The 20,836-nt window shown below is 42.8% G+C and carries 12 protein-coding genes; 7 read left to right on the top strand and 5 right to left on the bottom strand.

The window, feature by feature from the left end; translation table 11 throughout:
• Positions 1-4: 4 nt before the first annotated feature.
• Positions 5-1,192: an 8-amino-7-oxononanoate synthase gene (gene bioF, locus ACEYW6_RS21280; protein WP_412981331.1), complete on the top strand. Its 1,188-nt coding sequence runs from the start codon at positions 5-7 to the stop codon at positions 1,190-1,192.
• Positions 1,193-1,298: 106 nt separating this feature from the next.
• On the opposite strand, the gene ACEYW6_RS21275 is transcribed toward bioF, so the two are convergent.
• Complete coding sequence (locus ACEYW6_RS21275; RefSeq protein ID WP_196513499.1) at positions 1,299-1,937, bottom strand: histidine phosphatase family protein; 639 nt, start codon at positions 1,935-1,937, stop codon at positions 1,299-1,301.
• A 550-nt stretch (positions 1,938-2,487) separates the two neighbouring features.
• Between ACEYW6_RS21275 and ACEYW6_RS21270 the strand changes: the two genes are divergently transcribed.
• The gene (locus ACEYW6_RS21270; RefSeq protein ID WP_412981308.1) at positions 2,488-7,545 is read left to right on the top strand and encodes a PAS domain S-box protein; all 5,058 of its coding nucleotides are present in this window, start codon (positions 2,488-2,490) and stop codon (positions 7,543-7,545) included.
• A gap of 467 nt (positions 7,546-8,012) precedes the next feature.
• Here the strand turns inward: ACEYW6_RS21270 and ACEYW6_RS21265 are convergent, their stop codons facing one another.
• A complete protein-coding gene (locus ACEYW6_RS21265) occupies positions 8,013-8,621 on the bottom strand; it encodes a hypothetical protein (RefSeq protein WP_196513501.1) in 609 nt (202 codons plus the stop codon).
• Between the two features lie 190 nt (positions 8,622-8,811).
• Entirely contained in the window at positions 8,812-9,399 is a 588-nt protein-coding gene (locus tag ACEYW6_RS21260; RefSeq protein ID WP_190898944.1) for a thylakoid membrane photosystem I accumulation factor, read from the bottom strand.
• 361 nt (positions 9,400-9,760) lie between these two features.
• On the opposite strand from ACEYW6_RS21260, the gene ACEYW6_RS21255 reads away from it, so the two are divergent.
• The 5 genes from ACEYW6_RS21255 (at position 9,761) to ACEYW6_RS21235 (ending at position 16,793) form a co-directional block, all read left to right on the top strand.
• The gene (locus ACEYW6_RS21255) at positions 9,761-11,098 is read left to right on the top strand and encodes a MurT ligase domain-containing protein (RefSeq protein ID WP_412981307.1); all 1,338 of its coding nucleotides are present in this window, start codon (positions 9,761-9,763) and stop codon (positions 11,096-11,098) included.
• 96 nt (positions 11,099-11,194) lie between these two features.
• Entirely contained in the window at positions 11,195-12,013 is an 819-nt protein-coding gene (locus ACEYW6_RS21250) for a type 1 glutamine amidotransferase (RefSeq protein WP_412981330.1), read from the top strand.
• A gap of 85 nt (positions 12,014-12,098) precedes the next feature.
• Positions 12,099-12,722: a Uma2 family endonuclease gene (locus tag ACEYW6_RS21245; protein ID WP_412981306.1), complete on the top strand. Its 624-nt coding sequence runs from the start codon at positions 12,099-12,101 to the stop codon at positions 12,720-12,722.
• 53 nt (positions 12,723-12,775) lie between these two features.
• Positions 12,776-13,423: a Uma2 family endonuclease gene (locus tag ACEYW6_RS21240; RefSeq protein WP_412981305.1), complete on the top strand. Its 648-nt coding sequence runs from the start codon at positions 12,776-12,778 to the stop codon at positions 13,421-13,423.
• Between the two features lie 661 nt (positions 13,424-14,084).
• Entirely contained in the window at positions 14,085-16,793 is a 2,709-nt protein-coding gene (locus ACEYW6_RS21235; protein WP_412981304.1) for a COR domain-containing protein, read from the top strand.
• Positions 16,794-16,912: 119 nt separating this feature from the next.
• Here the strand turns inward: ACEYW6_RS21235 and hetF are convergent, their stop codons facing one another.
• Together hetF and ACEYW6_RS21225 are read right to left on the bottom strand one after the other, a co-directional pair.
• The gene (gene hetF, locus ACEYW6_RS21230; protein WP_412981303.1) at positions 16,913-19,441 is read right to left on the bottom strand and encodes a cell division protein HetF; all 2,529 of its coding nucleotides are present in this window, start codon (positions 19,439-19,441) and stop codon (positions 16,913-16,915) included.
• Positions 19,442-20,063: 622 nt separating this feature from the next.
• Positions 20,064-20,357, bottom strand: a complete 294-nt coding sequence (locus tag ACEYW6_RS21225; protein ID WP_412981302.1) for a hypothetical protein — start codon at positions 20,355-20,357, stop codon at positions 20,064-20,066.
• Positions 20,358-20,836 lie beyond the last annotated feature (479 nt).

Genomic DNA, 20,836 nt, shown 5'->3' with positions numbered 1-20,836 from the left:
CCCAATGTCCACAGACCCTTATGCTTGGCTAGAACAGTCCTTAGCAACAATTCATCGGGCAGACTGGTATCGTTCAGTACAAACAATCCACGGTCGTCCGGGTGCAACGGTGGTTTTAGCTGGGCAAGAGGTAATTAATTTTGCCAGCAATGACTATTTGGGGCTGACTGGGGATGAGCGGTTGATGGCAGCCGCAACTGCTGCGATCGCAGAATTTGGGACTGGTAGTACTGGTTCTAGATTACTCAGCGGGCATAGGGAATTGCACAGAGATTTAGAAGAGGCGATCGCATCTACCAAACAAACAGAAGATGCCTTGGTATTTAGTTCTGGGTATCTAGCGAATTTAGGTGCAATTACCGCCCTTGTTGGCAAGCGTGATTTAATTTTATCTGACCAGTACAATCATTCCAGTCTGAAAAATGGGGCGAATCTCAGCGGTGCAGTATTTGTGGAATATCCGCACTGTGATATCGCAGTATTAAAAACTCAGTTGAGTCAACAGCGACAGAACTACCGACGCTGCTTGATTCTTACTGATAGCGTCTTCAGCATGGATGGCGATTTATGTCCGTTGCCAGCACTGTTGAATCTCGCTGATGAATTTAACTGTATGCTGCTAGTTGATGAAGCTCATGCCACTGGGGTACTAGGAAAAACTGGCGCTGGGTGTGTCGAACATTTTGGATGCACAGGAAAGCCGTTAATTCAAGTTGGTACCTTGAGTAAAGCTTTGGGTAGTTTAGGCGGGTATGTGGCAGCAAGTAGTGCCCTAATTGACTTTTTGCGGAACCGCGCACCCACTTGGATTTACACCACTGGGCTTTCGCCTGCTGACACGGCGGCGGCTTTAGCAGCACTCAAGATAGTCCAACAAGAACCGCAACGCCGGGCCCAATTGTGGCAAAATGTACATTACTTGAAAAATTTGCTGCAACAACAGCTACCTAATTTAAAATTATTGCCTTCAGAATCACCGATATTATGTTTTCAATTGCCTAGTGCAACAGATGCCCTCAAAGCTGGAAAACAGCTAAGAGATGCTGGCATTTTTGCTCCAGCAATTCGTCCCCCCACAGTGCCTACAAGTCGGATCAGAATATCTTTAATGGCAACTCATGAAGCAGCACATATTGACAAATTGGTAGCAGTACTGAAGGATGTCAATTACAGCGAATTTTATGTGAATTGATCACAGTAGGTTGGGGATTAATTGAAGATTGACTCTAGCAAAGTTTTGGCAACAAGCTGCAATTTGCAACTTTTATGTTGGTCTTCGGTTTTTATTTAAGGGACTATTATGTTCCCGGACGAGAGCGAATATGATCGGGTATATGATGGCGATCGCCTAATATTTCTAACAAAGGGCCATTAACGTCAAATTTAACCATACTTACCGACGCGACCAAAATATTCACCCGATAGCGATAGCGTCCCAAATCAATTCCTAGTAAACTGCAAAGCATAATCCGAATCGTGGCTTTATGGGAAACTACTAAAACATTACCTTGGTGATGTTTTTCTTGAATTTCAGCAATTACAGGCATAGAACGGTTAGCAATATCTACCGCAGTTTCTCCACCAATGGGTGCATTCCAAGCGGGTTCTGTCAACCATTTTACATAATTTTCTGCGTAATTCTCTTGGGCAAACGATTTACTCTTCCTTTCCCATTCGCCGTAACTACCTTCTCTAAGTCCGTCACGCAACTGCATATCCATACCGATAGCATCACAAAATGGCTTGGCAGTTGCAATTGTGCGCTTCATAGGGCTAACATAAACTGCTTCCCACTTCAATTTTTGATAAACATCGGCAAAACCGGATGCCATCTGCATCCCCTCTGTTGTCAACTCCGCATCAGTTTCACCGCAGAAATTACCACTTTGACTAAAAGTAGTTTCTCCATGTCGCAGTAAATATAAATTGAGTGTCATAGCTTGTATCGTGATTGGGATCAAAGAGTTGGTGCAAAAATAAAATACCATCAATCTCGCAATCAAGTATGTGACACCAGGACAAAGTAATCAACCAAAAAAGTTAATCAACCACAAACTTTTGGAATCGAAGACAAAAGTAGAGGTTTCAGCTACTACTCTAGTTTGAGCCGGGATACGGATACCATTGGCGAAGTCCCCAAACAGCTAAACTGAACCGATTCAGAGCTTTCTGAGCAATTTTATACCCAGATGCAACATTCCTAAACTTCAGTTCATTCCGATGCTTCATTTTGAGATTTGTTATAAGCTTGGGTCACTGCATTTCTTCGATTTGAGTATTTATGATCGCCAAACTGATGTTATAGATATAGAAAATTAGCGATCAATTTTGGCTTTGAATACTATATTAGTGAGTAATTAACCTCTCACAAAAGAAGCTTTTTTAAATAAAGAAAAATCTATCTGAAGATAAATTACTAAAATTTGCAAACTAGCTTAGGGTGTATACAGCCTTTGCAATAAGTATTGGTTGTTCCAAAACATTTTCATGCCCTATATTCATTATTCCCTGTTACTTCGTTATAGCGCTACTGTATTAATTGTTGCAACTGCATTAGTGGTAATGCTGATACTAGACCCCTGGTTAAGCATGAGTGGAACTCCTTTTTTGCTGTTTTTTAGCGCTGTAATGGTGAGTGCTTGGTATGGTGGTTTGAAGTCAGGGCTGTTAGCAACCGGCTTGTCTGCGTTACTGAGCAATTACTTCTTTCTCCCCCCAGCTTATGAGCTGAGTTTTGACTTATCCAATTTTGTGCGAATTGGGTTGTTTGCATTACAAGGATTACTCTTTAGTGTGTTATGTGAGGCATTAAAGACTGCTAAAAAACGGGCTGATGGAAATCTACAAAAGCTGAGAGTTAGTGAGGAGCGATTTCGATTAGCGTTAAGTAGTTCAGATATCGTCATCTTTCAGCACGATCGCAATTTACGATATCAGTGGATTCATAATTCTCAAAGTCTAAACACAACTGAGGAAATGTTAGGTAAGACTGATTATGAATTGTTTCCAGCTTTAGTAGCAGAGCAATTGAGGGCAATTAAACTGAAGGTACTAGAGACTGGTGTTTCAACCCGTGAAGAGATTTCTCTGATAATTTGTGGAGAAGACCGCTACTATGATTTGCTGGTTGAACCATTAAAGGATATAGACAATAGCATTCAGGGTATTGCCTGTGTAGCTGTGAATATTACTGAGCGCAAGCAGGCAGAACTAGAAAAAGCCACGTTGTATCAGGAACTTCAGCAAGCTATTCAGCAAAAAGACGAATCTCTGGCATTACTCAATGCTTGGCTTACTAGTTCACCAGTGGCGCTGGCTTTTCTCGATACTGAACTTCGTTACGTTCATGCTAATGAAGCGTTGGCAGCTACCAATGGTGTACCGCAAAGTCAACATATTGGTCGCACCTTTAGGGAAGTACTACCGGAATGGGCGGCGCAAATTGAGCCTGTTTTTGAGCAAGTGATGCAAACCGGGCAGCCCTTACTCAACCAGGAAGTGAGCGGTGAAACTTATCCGCCTGGAGTATATCGTTATGGTCTTGTCAGCTATTATCCGGTGTGTTTGCCGGATGGGCAGTTATTGGGAGTGGGTATTAGTTCAATTGATATTACTCAACTGAAACAAACTGAACAAGCACTGCGGGAAAGCGAAGCAAAGTTTCGCAGTGTGGTTGAGTCCAATATGATTGGTATTGGCTTCTGGAATAGAGACGGTGGGATTACAGAAGCGAACGATGCCTTGCTGAATATGGTGGGTTATTCTCGTGAAGAATTAGTTTCTGGAAAAATTAACTGGCAAGATTTAACTCCTACAGAGTACGTGCAACTCGATAAGCAAGCACTGACTCAACTTCAAGACAGTTCCTTTTGCACACCCTATGAAAAGGAATATATCCATAAAGACGGCTCACGCTTCCCGATTTTGGTAGGTGCTAGCCGCTTTGAAGGCACTGTAAATGGAGGAGCTTTTTTTGTTGTTGATATTACAGAGCGTAAGCAGGCTGAGAAAAGACTCCGCTATATTGCCCAAATTAGTAGTTTACTCTCTACTTCGCTAGATTACGAAGAAACCTTAGAACAAATCGCCAAAATCTCAGTTCCCCAGCTTGCTGATTGGTGTAGTGTTGACATTTTAAATGAAGATGGTTCCATTCGCCGCCTACCCATTGCCCATGCAGACCCATCTAAAGCGGAGTTGGCGCGTAAACTTCGGGAGTATGCAACAGATTACAAGGGTGCAAGTGCAATTACTAGAGTACTGCAAACCGGGCAAAGTGAATTAATTTCAGAGATATCTGACTCGCTATTAGTGGCAGGTACTCAGAATCAAGAACACTTAGAACTGGTTCGGCAATTGGGGATGAAGTCTGTGATGATTGTGCCTTTAATTGCACAAGGGCGAGTCCTCGGCAGCATCAGCTTTGTCACCACCCAATCAAACCGTCGCTACGATCGCACTGACCTAACTTTAGCAACAGATATTACCCATCGTGCTGCTTTAGCAGTGGAAAATGCCCGACTTTATCGAGATATCCAGCAGGCTTTAGTCCATTATGCCGAATCTCTATCTCTTTTAGATGCGCTGCTCGAAGCTGCTCCTGTTGCCGTATGCTTTTTGGATCGGGAACTACGATATATCCGAATTAATCAAGTTTTCGCTGATATTAACGGTTTGGCGATAGAAGAACATCTCGGACGCAAGTTTGGGGAAGTGTTGCCAGCAATGGCGGCTGACTTAGAGCAACAGTTACAGCACGTGTTGGATACTGGAGAACCCCATCTGAATGTAGAAATTAGCGGTGAGACAAGGGAGCAACCCGAACGTTACGGCTATTGGCTGGGCAACTATTACCCAGTCAACAACGCAATGGGGGAAACAGTAGGAATTGGGATTATTTTGGCAGATGTGACAGCAGCAAAGCTAACAGAAGTTGCCTTACGCGAAAGCGAAGAAAGGTTTCGGGCAATGTTCAACCAGGCAGCTGTCGGGATTACGTTGGTAGGGTTGGATGGACAATTTCTGCAAATTAATCCTGCTCTATGTGAGATTACTGGATACAGCCATGAAGAGTTAATCCAATTAAACTTCCAGGAAATTACCCACCCTGACGACTTAAAAATTGATTGGGAAAATGCTCGGCGAGTCTTGGCAAAAGAAATTAATGGTTATTCCCTAGAGAAGCGCTACATCCGCAAAGATGGTTCCATTGTTTGGGTAAACCTAACTTCATCAGCAGTTTGGGATGCGAAGGGAGTTCCAAAGTATGCATTAGGCATTATTGAAGATATTAGCGAACGCAAACGAGTTGAAACGACACAAAGCTTTCTAGTCGAAGCCAGCACCTTACTAGCTGCCTCATTGGATTATGAAATCACCTTAGAAAATGTGGCTAATTTAGCAGTTCCTACCTTAGCTGACTGGTGTATTGTAGATGTTTTCCAGGAAGATTGGTCAAGTAAACAAATTGCGATCGCAATTGCCGATCCCACAAAACAAAATACATTAGACGAAATCCGACGGCGTTATCGGCCCAAAACCAAAGCCAAACAGCTTGTACGGCAGCTAAGGCTAGGAATATCTATCTTTTATCCCGAATTATCTGACTCTAATCTTGTCCAGATGGCTCAAGATGAAGAACATCTGCAATTGCTGCGAAATCTGGGTATTCGTTCTCTAATGGTGATTCCAGTTCGTTCCCGTGGGCAATTATTTGGAGCGATTTCTTTTTTTACAGCCGAATCTGGTCGGCACTACAAACAAACAGACTTGGCTTTAGCAGAGGATATTGCTCGTCGGGCGGCGACAGCTATCGACAACGCTAGACTTTACCAAGAAACTCAACAGGCAAAACAGGCAGCTGAACGGTCTGTTAATCGCACGGTACTTTTACAAAGAATAACTGCCGCCCTCTCGGAAGCCCTAACTCCCCAACAGGTGGCTGATGTGGTCGTGAACCAAGGGATTGCCGCCTTACAAGCCACTGCTGGTTCCGTTGTCTTGCTTATTGAGGGAGGTACAGAACTAAAAGTTGTGCAAGCAATTGGCTATCCGCAATCAGTCATAGATACTTGGACAACTTTTCCCATCACTGCACCTAACCAAATCGCAGAAACAGTCAGAACTAGGCAGCCGATTTTTTTAGAAAATTTAGCAGCCTTGATTGCTAGATATCCTAACTTAAGAGATGCTGTGACTCTCACAGGAAATAATGCTTGGGCTACCATTCCCTTGATAGCAGAAGGCAAAGTAATTGGGGCACTGGGATTAAGTTTTAAAACTGTACAAATATTTAACGAAGAAGACCGGGGATTTATGTTGACACTGGGACAACAGTGTGCACAAGCCATCGCCCGTGCTCAACTTTACGAAGCCGAAAAGACTGCAAGAGCACAAGCCGAGACAGCCAACCGAATTAAAGATGAATTCCTCGCTGTCCTTTCCCATGAACTCAGAACTCCCCTGAATCCGATTTTAGGGTGGGCAAAGTTACTCAGAACCCGCAAGTTCGACGAACCCACCAAAATCCGGGCATTGGAAACAATCGAGCGGAATGCTAAGTTACAAACCCAATTGATTGGAGATTTACTTGATGTTTCGCGGATTTTACAAGGTAAAGTCAGGTTAAATCTCTATGCAGTGGATTTGAAAGTAGCGATCGCATCTGCACTAGAAACGGTGCGTTTAGCAGCAGAAGCCAAGTCAATTCGAATTCAAACGGTGTTAAGTAATGATATCGGCAAAGTTTTGGGTGATAGCGATCGCTTGCAACAAGTGATGTGGAATCTCCTCTCCAATGCCGTTAAATTCACACCCACAGATGGACAAGTAGAAGTGCGTTTAGAGCAAGTTGGGTTAGATGCCCAAATCCAGGTGATTGATACAGGTAAGGGAATCAACCCGGAATTTTTGCCCTACGTCTTTGATTACTTTCGACAAGCAGATGCCAAAACAACTAGAGTATTTGGCGGATTGGGATTAGGACTGGCAATTGTGCGCCATCTCGTAGAACTTCATGGTGGTACAGTTCAGGCAGAGAGTCTGGGAGAAGGGCAAGGGGCTACTTTTACAGTCAGACTACCTTTGCTGAAAAATTCTGAGTTGCGAGTCAGCAGCGATGAGGCTTCTCAACCAGAAGTCAGTACTGAAGACACATTACTTGCTGGAGTGCAAATCCTGCTTGTGGATGATCAAGCTGATGTGCGAGAGTTTTTTAGCTTTGCGCTGGAACAATATGGCGCAACTGTAACAGCAGTTGAATCAGCAAGTGAAGCGCTGGAAATACTAGTCCAATCAAAGCCAGATATCTTGTTAAGCGATATTGGAATGCCCTTGATGGATGGTTATATGCTGCTGCGCGAGGTGAGAAAATTACCACCAGAACAAGGCGGGCAAATTCCAGCGATCGCTTTGACTGCTTATGCTGGAGAGATTAACTACAACCAAGCAATGGCAGCAGGATTTCAAAAACATCTACCTAAACCAGTCGATCCAGCAGAATTAGCTACAGCGATCGTCAATCTTATCGAGCAAAATCAACCTTGAAGGAGACAGGAGGGCTTGGTAATTGATAATGCGTAATTCATATAGCGGTTCCCATTCAGATGCAGTACAACATTACATCACCAGGTGTAGGGGCACGGGGGCAGTGCCGTGCCCCTACGGGTGTACTTCACGTAAACGAGAACGGCTATAATTCAATACAGTTCAGATAAGACCAAAACACTTGTAGAGACGGCGATTTATCGCGTCTCGAAAACCCAAAGTTTTATACCAGTAGCGCTTAACTGAACCGTATTGGGCTATAATTCATAATTCCAATCAGTGTTAGCTTTGAACTCTCCACTGTTTTGTTGACCAATAAATAAAAAAATTTAGTGGGCAGTTCTCTATCAGTTTTTTAATTACGAATTACGTTAGCGTAGCGGTAGCGAGTCCGCGTACCCTTACAGGGAAGCAAGCTACGCGCAGCGTCTCGTAGAGAGCGTCATTACGAATTACGAATTGTTTGCTCAACCAATAGGGCGATTACCGGGATTGACTGCATGAATATATTCACTACCCGATCGCGGTCTTCCTCGTTTATAGTAAGCTTCTTCTGGTTTACCCCATCCTAGCTGCAAAATCATTTCCAAAAAGCTAGAATTTTCCCACTTGCACAAACCTGCCCATTCTGTTCTTTGAACAATTCTTTCTACATCAGATGTGGCAATTTGTTGGTACTGTTTACTATTATTGAAACTCAAGTATAAATCCATTCCTATAGAGACTTCATACCAAAATTCTACGATAGAATTTTTAGCAGTTTTTAATATCTCTAAGTCACTTGGGAGGGCTATCAACTCGCTGTCTACTTCGGGATAGTTCAAGTTTTTACCTTTGACAGTTACCTCCCGCCAGATAATACCTGAAACTTGATTTTCCCTTTGATAGTCATGAATTGCGGTTTTGAAATCTTGATAGGCAGTAAATTGTTGCAGCCCATCAGTTTTGAGAAACTGGTCAATTACGGGATTGCCAGAGACTGGTATTTCTAATTTTAGGCGTTTTCCCTTGAGGCAGGCTTGGCGTTCGGCTGCCAAAATTTGAATTAGCTCCTGGGTGGTGTAAACCTTTGACATGAGAATAGACTCTAGTTAGTCATTGGTCATTAGTCGTTAGTCATTAGTCATTTGTTACGAACTATAGACTATGGATTAACTTTCTAATCTGTTAACACAGATATTTCAATATTATGCTTTGGCATCGGCAGAAATGTAGTAACAGATAGCACGAAAAACTAGGGCAGACCAATTTGGCCTACCCCATCAGTTACTTAGCTAACTCACTACTGAACTCATTGAAGGCTCGCCGCTTTAGCTGTGCTGTTTCAGTGCGTGGTAATAAATCAAATATTTTGCGAAATTCATCGTCTATTTCTTCAAAAGGTACTTGACCCTTCTTATTCAAAACTACCTCACCTGATTTATTAAACACCACGACTTGAGGAACAGCCCCAGAATAGTAATATCCTGGTTCTGTAGGGTCGTAGGTCTCTTTAGCCGGGATAGTATCTACATTAATCGGCATAATCTCTGCTACCCGACCATAGAATTCCTGTACCCGTGATATGGAAATGGCATATCTTTTGGAATCGCTGCTGTCATCCAAATAAAAGGCCAAAAATATGGGTTTATGTTCTGCTAAAGTCTGTGCCAGTGTCTGTTTGGGAGGAACCAAAGAACCATTGCCAGCATAAACGACAAAGATGTTGCCATCATATAAATCATTATTGAGACCAGCATATGCAGGTTGCATACTTATAATGAAAAGACTTGCAAGCAACAACAGGCATTTGGACAACCACCTTTGCCAGCCAGTAATTTGTTTATGTAAAAAAAGAAACTTTGTGCTATTCATCAAAAGGAACCTTGCAAGCTACTACTTGTCTGAGTTTGTGCTGAATTCGGCAAACTGGGCTGGATATCTAATTACGCCCGCGCACTATTTTTTAAGATAACGCCTACTGAGATTATCTCTCGTAAGTGGATGATGGAGATGAGGAGTTGGAGGCAGAGGGGCAGGGGAAGTAGTTCGAGGTTCTGAGGTGGATGAATGAGTATCTAATTTTTCTTGTCCCCCTTATCCCCTTGTCCCCCTCATCTCCTGCATCTTGATTTTGAGGCTGGCTTTTTCAGCTAGGATTCGCTAAACTCACGCATATTAAATTTGCAACTTAAAGACTATCAATTAGCAACCGCCAGAAGACTAGGGTATAGATGTGGGAAACAAAATACAATTCATAGATAGGCTGCGACTAGGTTTCGCGGTGTCAGTGGCAAAAAGTGTAACGTTTATAGTGCGATCGCTCCGTCTAGGTGCTGCTAGTGTATTACCAGGCTCGATTGCTCGTCGCATTGAACCCCGACTTTTACAATTATTGAGTCAGCAAGTCAAAAACGGGGTGATTTTAATTGCTGGTACTAATGGCAAAACCACTACAGCGCTGCTTTTATGCACAATATTAGAACGCAAGGGTTTTCGTGTCACTCATAATTCTACAGGTGCAAATCTAGAAAATGGCTTGATGACGGCGCTGTTAGAAAGCACCAACTTACTAGGCACGCTAAATACTGATTACGCCATTTTAGAAGTTGATGAAAATATTGTACCGAAAGTATTAGCGCCACTCCAGCCGCGAATTATTCTTTGTTTAAACTTGTTCCGCGACCAACTCGATAGGTACGGCGAAGTAGATACAATTAGTAAACGTTGGACAAAAGTTATTTCTACGCTACCAGCAGAAACCGTGGTAATTCCTAATGCTGATGACCCAACTTTATCTAACCTTGGTCAGCAGTTACCCCAACGGGTGTTATTCTTTGGCTTAAATGAACCAGAACATTATTTAGAAGCAATTCCTCACGCTGTTGATTCTATTTATTGTCCCAAATGTGGACATTCTCTAGATTACAAAGGTGTTTATTTGTCTCATTTGGGAGATTTTACTTGTCCCAAGTGTGGTTTTAGTAAAAGTAAACCGACTTTAGAAAGTAGTGAATGGTCGCAAATTCTGGTTGGTTTGTACAACAAATATAATACTTTAGCTGCTGCTACTGCGGCTATTGAGTTGGGAGTTGATGAAGTAACAATCAGAGATACTATTAATACCTTCCAAGCTGCATTTGGTCGGGCTGAAGATTTAGTAATTAACGGGAAACGCGTGCGTATTCTGTTATCAAAAAATCCTGTGGGAACGAATGAAACCATTCGCGTAGTTACTCAAAGCACAGATAAAACCACACTGCTAGTATTGAACGATCGCACACCCGATGGTACTGATGTATCCTGGATTTGGGACGTAGATACCGAGAAATTAGTCGAACGCGGCGGGACTTTAGTAGTGAGTGGCGATCGCGTCTACGATATGGCACTACGTCTACGTTACAGTCAAAACTCCCCTGACAGTAACTTAAATTTAATTGTCGAAGAAGATTTGCGACAAGCGATCGCAACTGCATTAGAGCATACACCAGAGAATGAAACTCTGCACATTCTGCCCACCTATTCAGCCATGTTAGAAGTGCGAGAAGTTCTAACTGGGCGGAAAATTCTTTAAATTTGGTAGTGGGAATGAGAGAAATTTTTCCCATTACCCAGTTCCCAACACCTAATCCAATTACGAATTACGAATTACGAATTACGAATTATGAATGTGAGTTCTCAAAATTTAGAATTAACAATTGGTTGGTTGTACCCAACACTGATGAGTACCTATGGCGATCGCGGTAATGTAATTACTATAGAACGTCGCGCTCAGTGGCGGGGATACGATGTTAAAGTGTTACCCCTGGATCAAAATGCTACAGCCGCAGATATTAAAACTGTAGATGTAATCGTTGGTGGTGGCGCACAAGATCGTCAGCAAGAAATTGTTATGCGTGATTTGCAAGGTGCAAAAGCTGATGCGATGCGCGAAAAAATTGAAAATGGAACACCGGGAGTATTTACTTGTGGTTCCCCCCAACTGCTAGGAAATTATTATGAACCCGGATTAGGACAACGGATTGAAGGCTTGGGAATCCTCGATTTAGTTTCCGTGCATCCTGGTGATAATACTAAGCGCTGTATTGGTAACTTGGTAATAGAAGTGACAGCTTCACGTCTGGCGCGAGATTTAAAAGAGATGACGGGTAGCACACCGTATTTAGTAGGCTTTGAAAATCACGGCGGCCGTACCAAGTTGGGGAAAGTGGAAGCATTGGGGCGAGTGGTGTACGGTTTGGGAAATAATGGTGAAGATGGGACAGAAGGAGCATTTTATCAGAATGCGATCGCTACTTATTCCCACGGCCCTTTATTACCGAAAAATCCCTTTGTTGCAGATTGGTTAATTCAAACAGCGCTGCGGCTAAAGTATCAGCAAGAAATTAGCTTAAAACCTTTTGACGATAGCCTCGCTATCCAAGCACGAGAAGCGATGTTTAAGCGATTGAAAGTGAGTTTACCAAGTGCTGCTGCGACGAAAGTTTAACCTCAGTTCGCTGATTAAGCCTCTCCCCGTGTCGGGGAGAGGTTTGGAGAGGGGTCAAATTTGACACAAAGTAAGGAGGCAAAGCATGACTCAAGCCTTAACCAAACAACTAACATTTGATGAATTTATCGCTTGGTATCCCGAATCTTCAGACAGGCATTATGAACTACATGATGGGGTAATTGTTGAAATGCCTAAGCCAAAAGGGAAGCACTCAGAGATAGCTGGGTTTATCAATGGTTCTTTGTTTATTGAAATCACCCGTTTGTCAATCCCTTGCTTTATCCCTAAAGAATGCGTCATCAAGTCAATTAACACTGATTCAGGTTATGAACCAGATGTCATCGTTCTTGATAGACAAGCTGTTAGAGATGAACCACGTTGGAAAAAAGAATCTATCATTACGCGGGGTAGTTCCGTCAAGTTGGTTGTAGAAGTTGTTTCAACCAACTGGAGTGATGATTATGCTTTGAAGCTTGAAGATTACGAATCTTTGGGCATTCCTGAATATTGGATTGTAGACTATCTAGGTTTAGGTGGTAGGCGCTTTATCGGCAATCCTAAACAACCAACTATTTCGATTTACCAATTAATTGAAGGTGAGTATCAAGTTAAGCAATTTAGGGGAAATGACCGCATTCAGTCGCTAGCATTTCCAGAGTTGAATTTAACTGCTGAACAGATTTTTCGGGCTGGAGAAGTCGCGTAATTATAGGTAGCTAAGGTTTAAATTTTTATCTGACTTTCAAGCAAGAGGAAAGTATGACTCAAACCTTACGCAAACTAGTAACATTTGATGAATTTATCGCTTGGTATCCAGAAAACTCACAACGACGCTATGAACTGCATGACGGAGTAATTGTAGAAATGGCTCCTCCCACAGGTGATCGTGAACAGATTGTTGGATTTTTAGTTGGGGAAATAGTGACAGAATACAAACGTTTAAAACTACCTTATTTCATCCCCAAAACAGCATTCATTAAACCGAATCAGAGCGAAGCAGCTTACTCACCAGATGTAATGTTGTTGAATAACTCTAATTTAGTAAATGAACCTCTGTGGAAAAAAGAATCTACTGTAAGCCAAGCGGCATCAATTCCTTTAGTAATTGAAGTAGTAAGTACCAACTGGCGCGACGACTATTTTACCAAAGCAGGTAAATATGAAGAGGTTGGAATACCTGAATATTGGATTGTAGACTATTTAGGTTTAGGTGGTAGGCGCTTTATTGGCAATCCTAAACAACCAACTATCTCGATTTACCAACTCATTGAAGGTGAGTATCAAGTTAGGCAATTTAGGGGAAGCGATGCCTGCGGCAACCCCTGCGGGGAACGCATTCAATCGCTAGCCTTCCCAGAGTTGAATTTAACTGCTGAACAGATTTTTCAGGCTGGAGAAGTCGCGTAAAAAACGGCTAAAGAACCATCAGAGACTCGTCCACGAGTATCAAAGACTCGCCCACGAGTGTCAAAGACTCGTCCGCGAGTATCAAAGACTCATTCACGAGTATCAAAGATTCGTCCGCGAGTATCAAAGACTCATCGGCGAGTATCAAAGACTCGTCCACGAGTATCAAAGACTCGTCCACGAGTATCAAAGACTCATTCACGAGTATCAAAGACTCGTCCACGAGTATCAAAGGCTCGTCCACGAGTATTAAAGACTCATTAACGGAGTTCCGAACCTCATTAATGAGTATCAAAGACTCGTTGACAAGCCAATCTGAACCATTGGTAATGATAAATTCTTTTTATATTCAGTAAAAATTATTAGCACTCGTGTAGTAATACACAGAATAGTAAATTGCTTTGATATCTTGCAGCATTCTTAATTAGTAGCCGCGATCGCCTGAAACTCGAAGTTCTTGGAACCAATAGCCAAAGCCACTCAAGTAGAGTAAAACATAAGTCTGGAAGTAATTTAGTCCTCTTAAGAGGACTTTCGCTATGAGCCATAGGTTTCTAACCTGTGGTGGTTGTTGGGATTAATGCAAAATATTAGTGGTTGCAAGATTATCCAGCAAATCAGGGACATTACGCATAACTTTTGTTAAGAGGTGAACCTCAGTATGGCAAATACGCCTCAACATTTCCTTGAAAAAATTCGAGAAGCGAAAGAAAAACAGCTTAAAGAATTAGATTTAAGCCGTGATTGGCTTGGTGATGACAAGGAAAAATTAACAGATATTCCTACTGAGGTGTTTGAACTAGAATGGTTGGAGGTTTTAAATTTAAGCGGCAACATATTAACGACGCTACCAGAAGCCATCACCCACCTACAACACCTCACCAGCCTGTATTTAAGCGACAACGAATTAACGACGCTGCCAGAAGCAATCGCCCGTCTGCAACAACTCACTTCCCTAGATTTAAGGCACAACAAATTAACGACGCTGCCAGAAACCATCACCCGCCTGCAACAACTCACTTCCCTGGATTTAAGCGACAACCGATTAACGACACTACCAGAAGCGCTCGCCCGCCTGCAACAACTCACTTCCTTGGATTTAAGTGGCAACGAATTAACGACACTGCCAGAAGCCATCACCCACTTACAAGAAATTACTTTCCTAAATTTAAGCGTCAACCAATTAACAACGCTACCAGAAGTGATCACTCGCCTGCAACAACTCACTTCCTTGGATTTAAGCGGCAACGAATTAACGACACTGCCAGAAGCAATCGCCCGCCTACAACAACTCACCACCCTGGATTTAAACGAGAACGGATTAACGACGCTGCCAGAAGCGATCGCCCGCCTACAACAACTCACTTCCCTGAATTTAAGAGGCAACCCCATCGAAAAGCCACCGCCAGAAGTTGTTGCACGAGGTCTTCAAGCAATTAAGGATTATTTCCGACAAATACAAGCAGAAGGTACAGATTATCTGTATGAGGCAAAGTTACTAATTATCGGCGAAGCAGGAGCAGGGAAGACAACACTGGCGAAGAAAATCAAAGACGAGAATTATCAACTCCGAGAGGAAGACTCTACCAAGGGAATTGAGGTTATCCAGTGGAGTTTCCTAATGGGAAATGCGCGAAAATTTCGAGTCAATATCTGGGACTTTGGAGGACAAGAGATTTACCATGCTACTCACAAGTTTTTCCTCACCAAGCGTTCCCTTTATGTCTTAGTGGCCGATACCCGCAAGGAAGACACGGATTTTTATAATTGGCTGAATGTGGTGGAACTATTGAGTGATAACAGTCCACTGCTAATCATCAAAAATGAGAAGCAAAATCGCCACCGACAGATTAATGAACTCCAGTTACGGGGGCAGTTTACTAATTTGAAAGAGACTTTACCAACAAACCTTGCTGACAATAGAGGTTTAGAACAAGTTTTAGAACAAATCAAGCATTACGTTAAAAACCTGCCCCATATTGGCAGCCCTCTCCCAAAAACCTGGGTCAGAGTCCGAGAAACTTTGGAGAGTGACGCACGCAATTACATCGGCTTGGATGAATACCTGAACATCTGCCAACAAAATGGGTTCACTCAAAGAAATGACAAGTTGCAGTTGAGCAGCTACCTGCACGATTTGGGAGTATGCTTGCACTTCCAGGAAGACGCACTTTTGAACAAGACTGTCATCCTTAAACCCAAATGGGGAACTGATGCAGTCTACAGAGTGCTGGATAATGAAAAGGTGATTCGCAGCCTGGGCAGTTTCAGTCGGTCTGACTTGGCAAACATCTGGTGTGAAGACGAATACGCCACGATGCATGATGAACTCTTGCGGCTGATGATCAACTTTAAACTGTGCTACGAAATTCCTAAAAGCAAAGGAAAGTATATTGCCCCAGAACTGCTATCTCCTAATCAACACTCCTATGACTGGAATGAAATCAACAATCTGATTCTACGTTACACCTACGAGTTCATGCCCAGAGGCATCATCACTCAGTTCATTGTTGCCATGCATGAGTTGATAAATGAACAAAGATGTGTCTGGAAAAGCGGCGTCGTTCTCAGCAAAGACCAGACGGAGGCGGAGGTGATTGAATATTACGGTAAGCGGGAGATTAAGATTCGAGTCTCAGGTAGTCACAAAAGAGATTTGATGACCATAGTTACACATGAACTCGATAAAATTCATGACTCGTACAAGCGACTGAAGTACAACAAGTTAATTCCCTGTAATTGTGTCACTTGCAAAGATAACCAAGAGCCACACTTTTACCCCTTTGAGAGATTGCGACAGTTTGTAGCTGATAAGCAAGAACGCATTCAATGTCAAAAAAGCTATCAAATGATTGATGTCTTGGGCTTAATTGATGATGTGATGAATAGAAGGGAGTTAGTGAAAGCAGAACGGCATATAGACAACGATATTCTTCCTAATCCCTCTGAGATAAGAAGAGAAAATGTGGTTGTAACAGTTAATAATGTAATTCAGCCATCAAAGCAAGAGAATAATTTTATGACAGAACCATCTAAACAAGAAGATAATTCTCATCCACAAGTGCATAGACCATCCTCGCAAATTTCACCTGCTGAACGTGGAATAGCCCTTGCTATGGCTCTAGCGGTCTTAATAGTCTTTATTGTTCTTGTACTCTACCCACGAGCAATGCAAGGTAGCACTCTAGCAATAATTAGATTTTTAGCAGCCACATTTGCTGGGATATCAGGTTATTTTTTCACAGGTAGTCTTGGTTTAGAAGCACACGTACCTTTGAATAAAACTAATATTAAAGCTGGAGGAGCATTTGCAGCGTTTGTCCTTGTATTTCTTCTATTCTTTTATGGAGTCCCAGCATCCGAGAATTAAGATAAGTCTAAACCTATTTCAGATGCGAACACAACCATCACGGCGATCGCTAGCGTGGATCAACAGAGCGATCGCACTGAAGATTTACTAATTAAAAGCGATCGCACCACCACAACATCTTACTGTTCTTCCCCTTTCTCCTGAAGGAGCGATCGCCAATCTTCAATCGCCTTTTCTGTCCACAGCCAATTTTTAGCTAATTTATCTACCTGGAAATTGACTGGATCAGACTTGAGAACCATTTGCCGCAACTTGATCGCTTCATTCAAATATTGTGTCTGCTTACCACTAGATTGACTCAGTGCAGATTTATACAGTCCCAGAGCTAACCCAGCATAAGAAGTTAAAGCATCTTGAGGGACTGCCGTATTTGTAGATGTTTCGGCGCTAGAGTCTGTGTTCTGCTCTTTGAGAGCTAAATTCAAAGCCTTGAACCAAGAATCATTGGCTCGATTTAGATTGCCTTCTGTGTAGTAGGCAAATCCCAAGGCGTTATTATACAAAAGCGATTCGGGTTTAGCTTTTGCAGCAGTTTCCCAGTAACGGCGGGCATCATCGACGCTATAGTTATTGTCTCCAGTTTGGATAGACTGCCACGCTAATCGTCCCTTGTAAAAGTTGACAGATGGATCGTCAGCTTGTTGATTTGGAATTAGTTTCAAGGCTGTGTCAGCCGCAGCCACTGCGCCACGATTAAGTAGTTCTTCTACAGCTAATAACCCACCTTGTAAGTCCCCCTGGCTCAATTTTTCGGTAGCGGTGGCGGTGACAATACCAGTGGTTGCTATTTCTAAATCGATGTTTGGCTGCTTTTGGATAGGTAGAGACTGGGTAGGAATTTCTGGGATGTTAGGCAGAGTTGCCTGCTGGGATCGATTTTGCCACCACCAATTTAAAGTGATCGCAGCTGCTAGCGCACTGATTGCTACAATACCCAAAATCGGCCACAGCTGGCGGCGACGAGTACGAGGTCTTAGTGAGGCTGGTTGCGATGCCTGCGGCGGGCTATGCCTACGCGAAAAATCAGAATTTTGCCACTTTCCTTCAAAATTTCCAGTAATTGGAGGTGGCGGTGCTGGGATTTCTCCCCACAAATCTCCTTCCTCTTCCAGAGAAGTCATTCCCTCTGAAACCTGCCCTTGGTGAAGATTATTGTCTGGAATTTGTTGATCTAGTTCAGTTGCAGTTTTTTGGTTATCTAGCTGACGAAACAAATCCGAAACGATCGCAGAATCTTCCTCATAACTTGGGTCATCATACTCAATTTCATCAACTAGATCGCCCCAAGTATCTTCGCCTAGCCAGTCTAACCCTGAAGGGTCACGCGCCAAACCAGAAGGAATCATTTCCTCCATTCCTAAATGCATCTCGCTATCATCTGCCATAGCAGAGTACATTGTGGAAGTTATCCCTAAAGGCGAATTATACTGCTTGGGCGACTCCGCACTTTCGGATATTTCCGTTTCCTGGCTCAAGAAACCGTCAAATTCTGGCTGGAGATATAAAATCGGTAATGCCCAGTACATCTGGTGAGAACCATAGGCAGAAATTAATCCTTGGCGTACCCGACTGACGCACAAATCTACTGGATATCCCTGACTCAAGTTGCGGTAAAACAATTGTGTGAGTGTCAACGCCACTTCATCAGGAATCCGTTCTGACATAGCCAAGACGCTTCTAATTCCGCGCTTCACCAAACTTTCTGCCAAGTTTCGTTCGCCAGTATCTCCAGAGGGATCGGATGCAGCTGTGTACGCCCCCAAGCAGGAGTTAAACACTGCCATTTGGATGTTATTGTTGACGAGCAAACCTGCTAGATCGTCCCCAGTCAAGATTTCTGTTAAGCCAGTTCTGCGACTAGCAAGATAAATTTCTCCACCATTGGAGCCTAAATTACTATGACCAGAGTAGTGTAAAACGTTGTATCTGCCCTGTTCTAGAGCTTGCGTTAGTTCTTCCCGCCCTGGTTGGTCTAACACAGTCAGTTCAATTTGGGGAAAACGATTGCTACCTTCAGCAATTCGTGGTAGTTGACGGTGAAGTTCTGCTTGCAGTTTGATAGCTTCTTGTTTCTGTAAGTCAAGACGGACTTGATCTGAGGGGGAAGCAATTACCATCAATACTTTCACACTACCTTGTTGTAGTGGTGTGGGCATATTTTGTGATCGCAAAGGCGAAGCTCCCAAAATTCCACTTTGGAAGCGAGAAAAAGCGACATAAGGCCCAGTCGCTAGAGGGCGATCGCCTGCGTGCATCACTTCCCAAGGCAGACGAGCTAATCTAGTGTCTTTTAGCCCCAAGCGTAAGCGTAGTACTTGTTGGTGGTTTTGGGCAATACCTTGAGCAGTAATCCAACTATCTCTGAGAGTGCCTTGAAATAGGGCGTTATAAAATTGTTGACCCAAAGCTACCAAATTAACAGAGTTTCTGGCAATATCGCTTTCATGCCCGCCAGAAGCGAATGGATCTCCTTGCAACACCGACTTCAACGGATCATTCATCAAATGCCCAGCAGCCATCAACCAATCAGCTATTGGCCAAGTCACCAATTCTTCTGCCAATGGCACCCCAGGCGCGACTTGTTCCGTCCGCACCAAGTAGTCATTTTGCCCTACAGGAGTTACCGAAATGTGGAATTCCTGGGTCACAGCTTCTCCTGTCCGCCTCCTAAATCTGGTTTGAAACGCGAAAGTTTCAAGTCGATTTTTCGCTCCCTCTGATAACTTAGATGCATCCCACCCCTGAATGTTTCTGATTCTAGTTGTTTTGCTTTTTCTGCCTTTACAACTTTATCCGGATCGGATTACTTGGAACTAGAACACTTAATTGGTAGATGCACCTTGATCTTCAACTCCCCTAGTTGGCTAACACCCACTAGGGGTTTTTTTTATTTTGGCAAACAACAGCAACTTATAACGCAGATATTCTCTACCAAAAAATAGTGCTTAACCCTAGAATACTTGATTACTAGATGGATGTACCTTGATCTTTAACTCCCCTAATTCATTTCACATCTACTAGAGTTTTGTTGGCACACAACAATAATCAACCTTCTAGTAAATTTATCCGGAGCATGGTGGTTAAACCTAGAACATTTAATTGGTAGATGCACCCTGATAACTAGCTCCCCTGGTTGGCTAACACCCACTGGGGGGTTTTTTATGAAGGAAGTAAGCATAAAAACGCACTGAAAACCTGAAACCTAGCTATCGCTAACATTAATTGACCAACTTTCCTTAAAAGAGGGATAAAAGCGCCCTTTTTAAGGGGTTAGTGAATCTTTTGTGCATAAGTCCTAAAGCTGCAATCATTTCTGACACACCCATTTTTCAGGCAGCGCACCGATAATTTAATTGGTAGGTCTGTACTGATAACTAACTCCTCTGGTTGGCGAACGCCTGCTGAGGTTTTATTGGGTAAGCAAATACTAACAATTTCAACCTCTGTTAATTTATCCGGTAGAGACCCATTTACTTTAGAAAATATTATTGGTAGATGCACCCTGATAACTAACTCCCCTGGTTGGCTAACACCCACTGGGGGTTTTTTATAGTTAGTAGGCATAGCCAGTTGTAGATGTCACCATCAACCCTGATTTTGACCATTTTCTCCGGAGGATACTGGCTATCCCTAGAAAACATTACTAGTAGATGCACCCTGATAACTAACTCCCCTAGTAGACTAACATCATCTGGGGGTTTTTTATTTAAAAAAATAACTGACCTTTGTACAAATTTATCCGGAGTATGGTGTTCACCCTGAGAATATTTAATTGGTAGATGCACCCTGATAACTAACTCCCCTAGTAGACTAACATCATCTGGGGGTTTTTTATTAAAAAAAATAACTGACTTTTGTACAAATTTATCCGGAGTATGGTGTTCAACCTGAGAACATTTAATTGGTAGATGCACCCTGATAACTCACTCCCCTAGTAGGCTAACACCAACTGGGGTTTTTTATTAAAAAAAAATAACTGACTTTTGTACAAATTTATCCGGAGTATGGTGTTCAACCTGAGAACATTTAATTGGTAGATGCAC

This window comes from Nostoc sp. UIC 10607, assembly GCF_047228265.1.
Taxonomy (GTDB): domain Bacteria; phylum Cyanobacteriota; class Cyanobacteriia; order Cyanobacteriales; family Nostocaceae; genus Nostoc; species Nostoc foliaceum_A.
The sequence above is the reverse complement of the archived record's forward strand: the minus strand, read 5'-3'. Positions and strand labels throughout refer to the sequence as shown.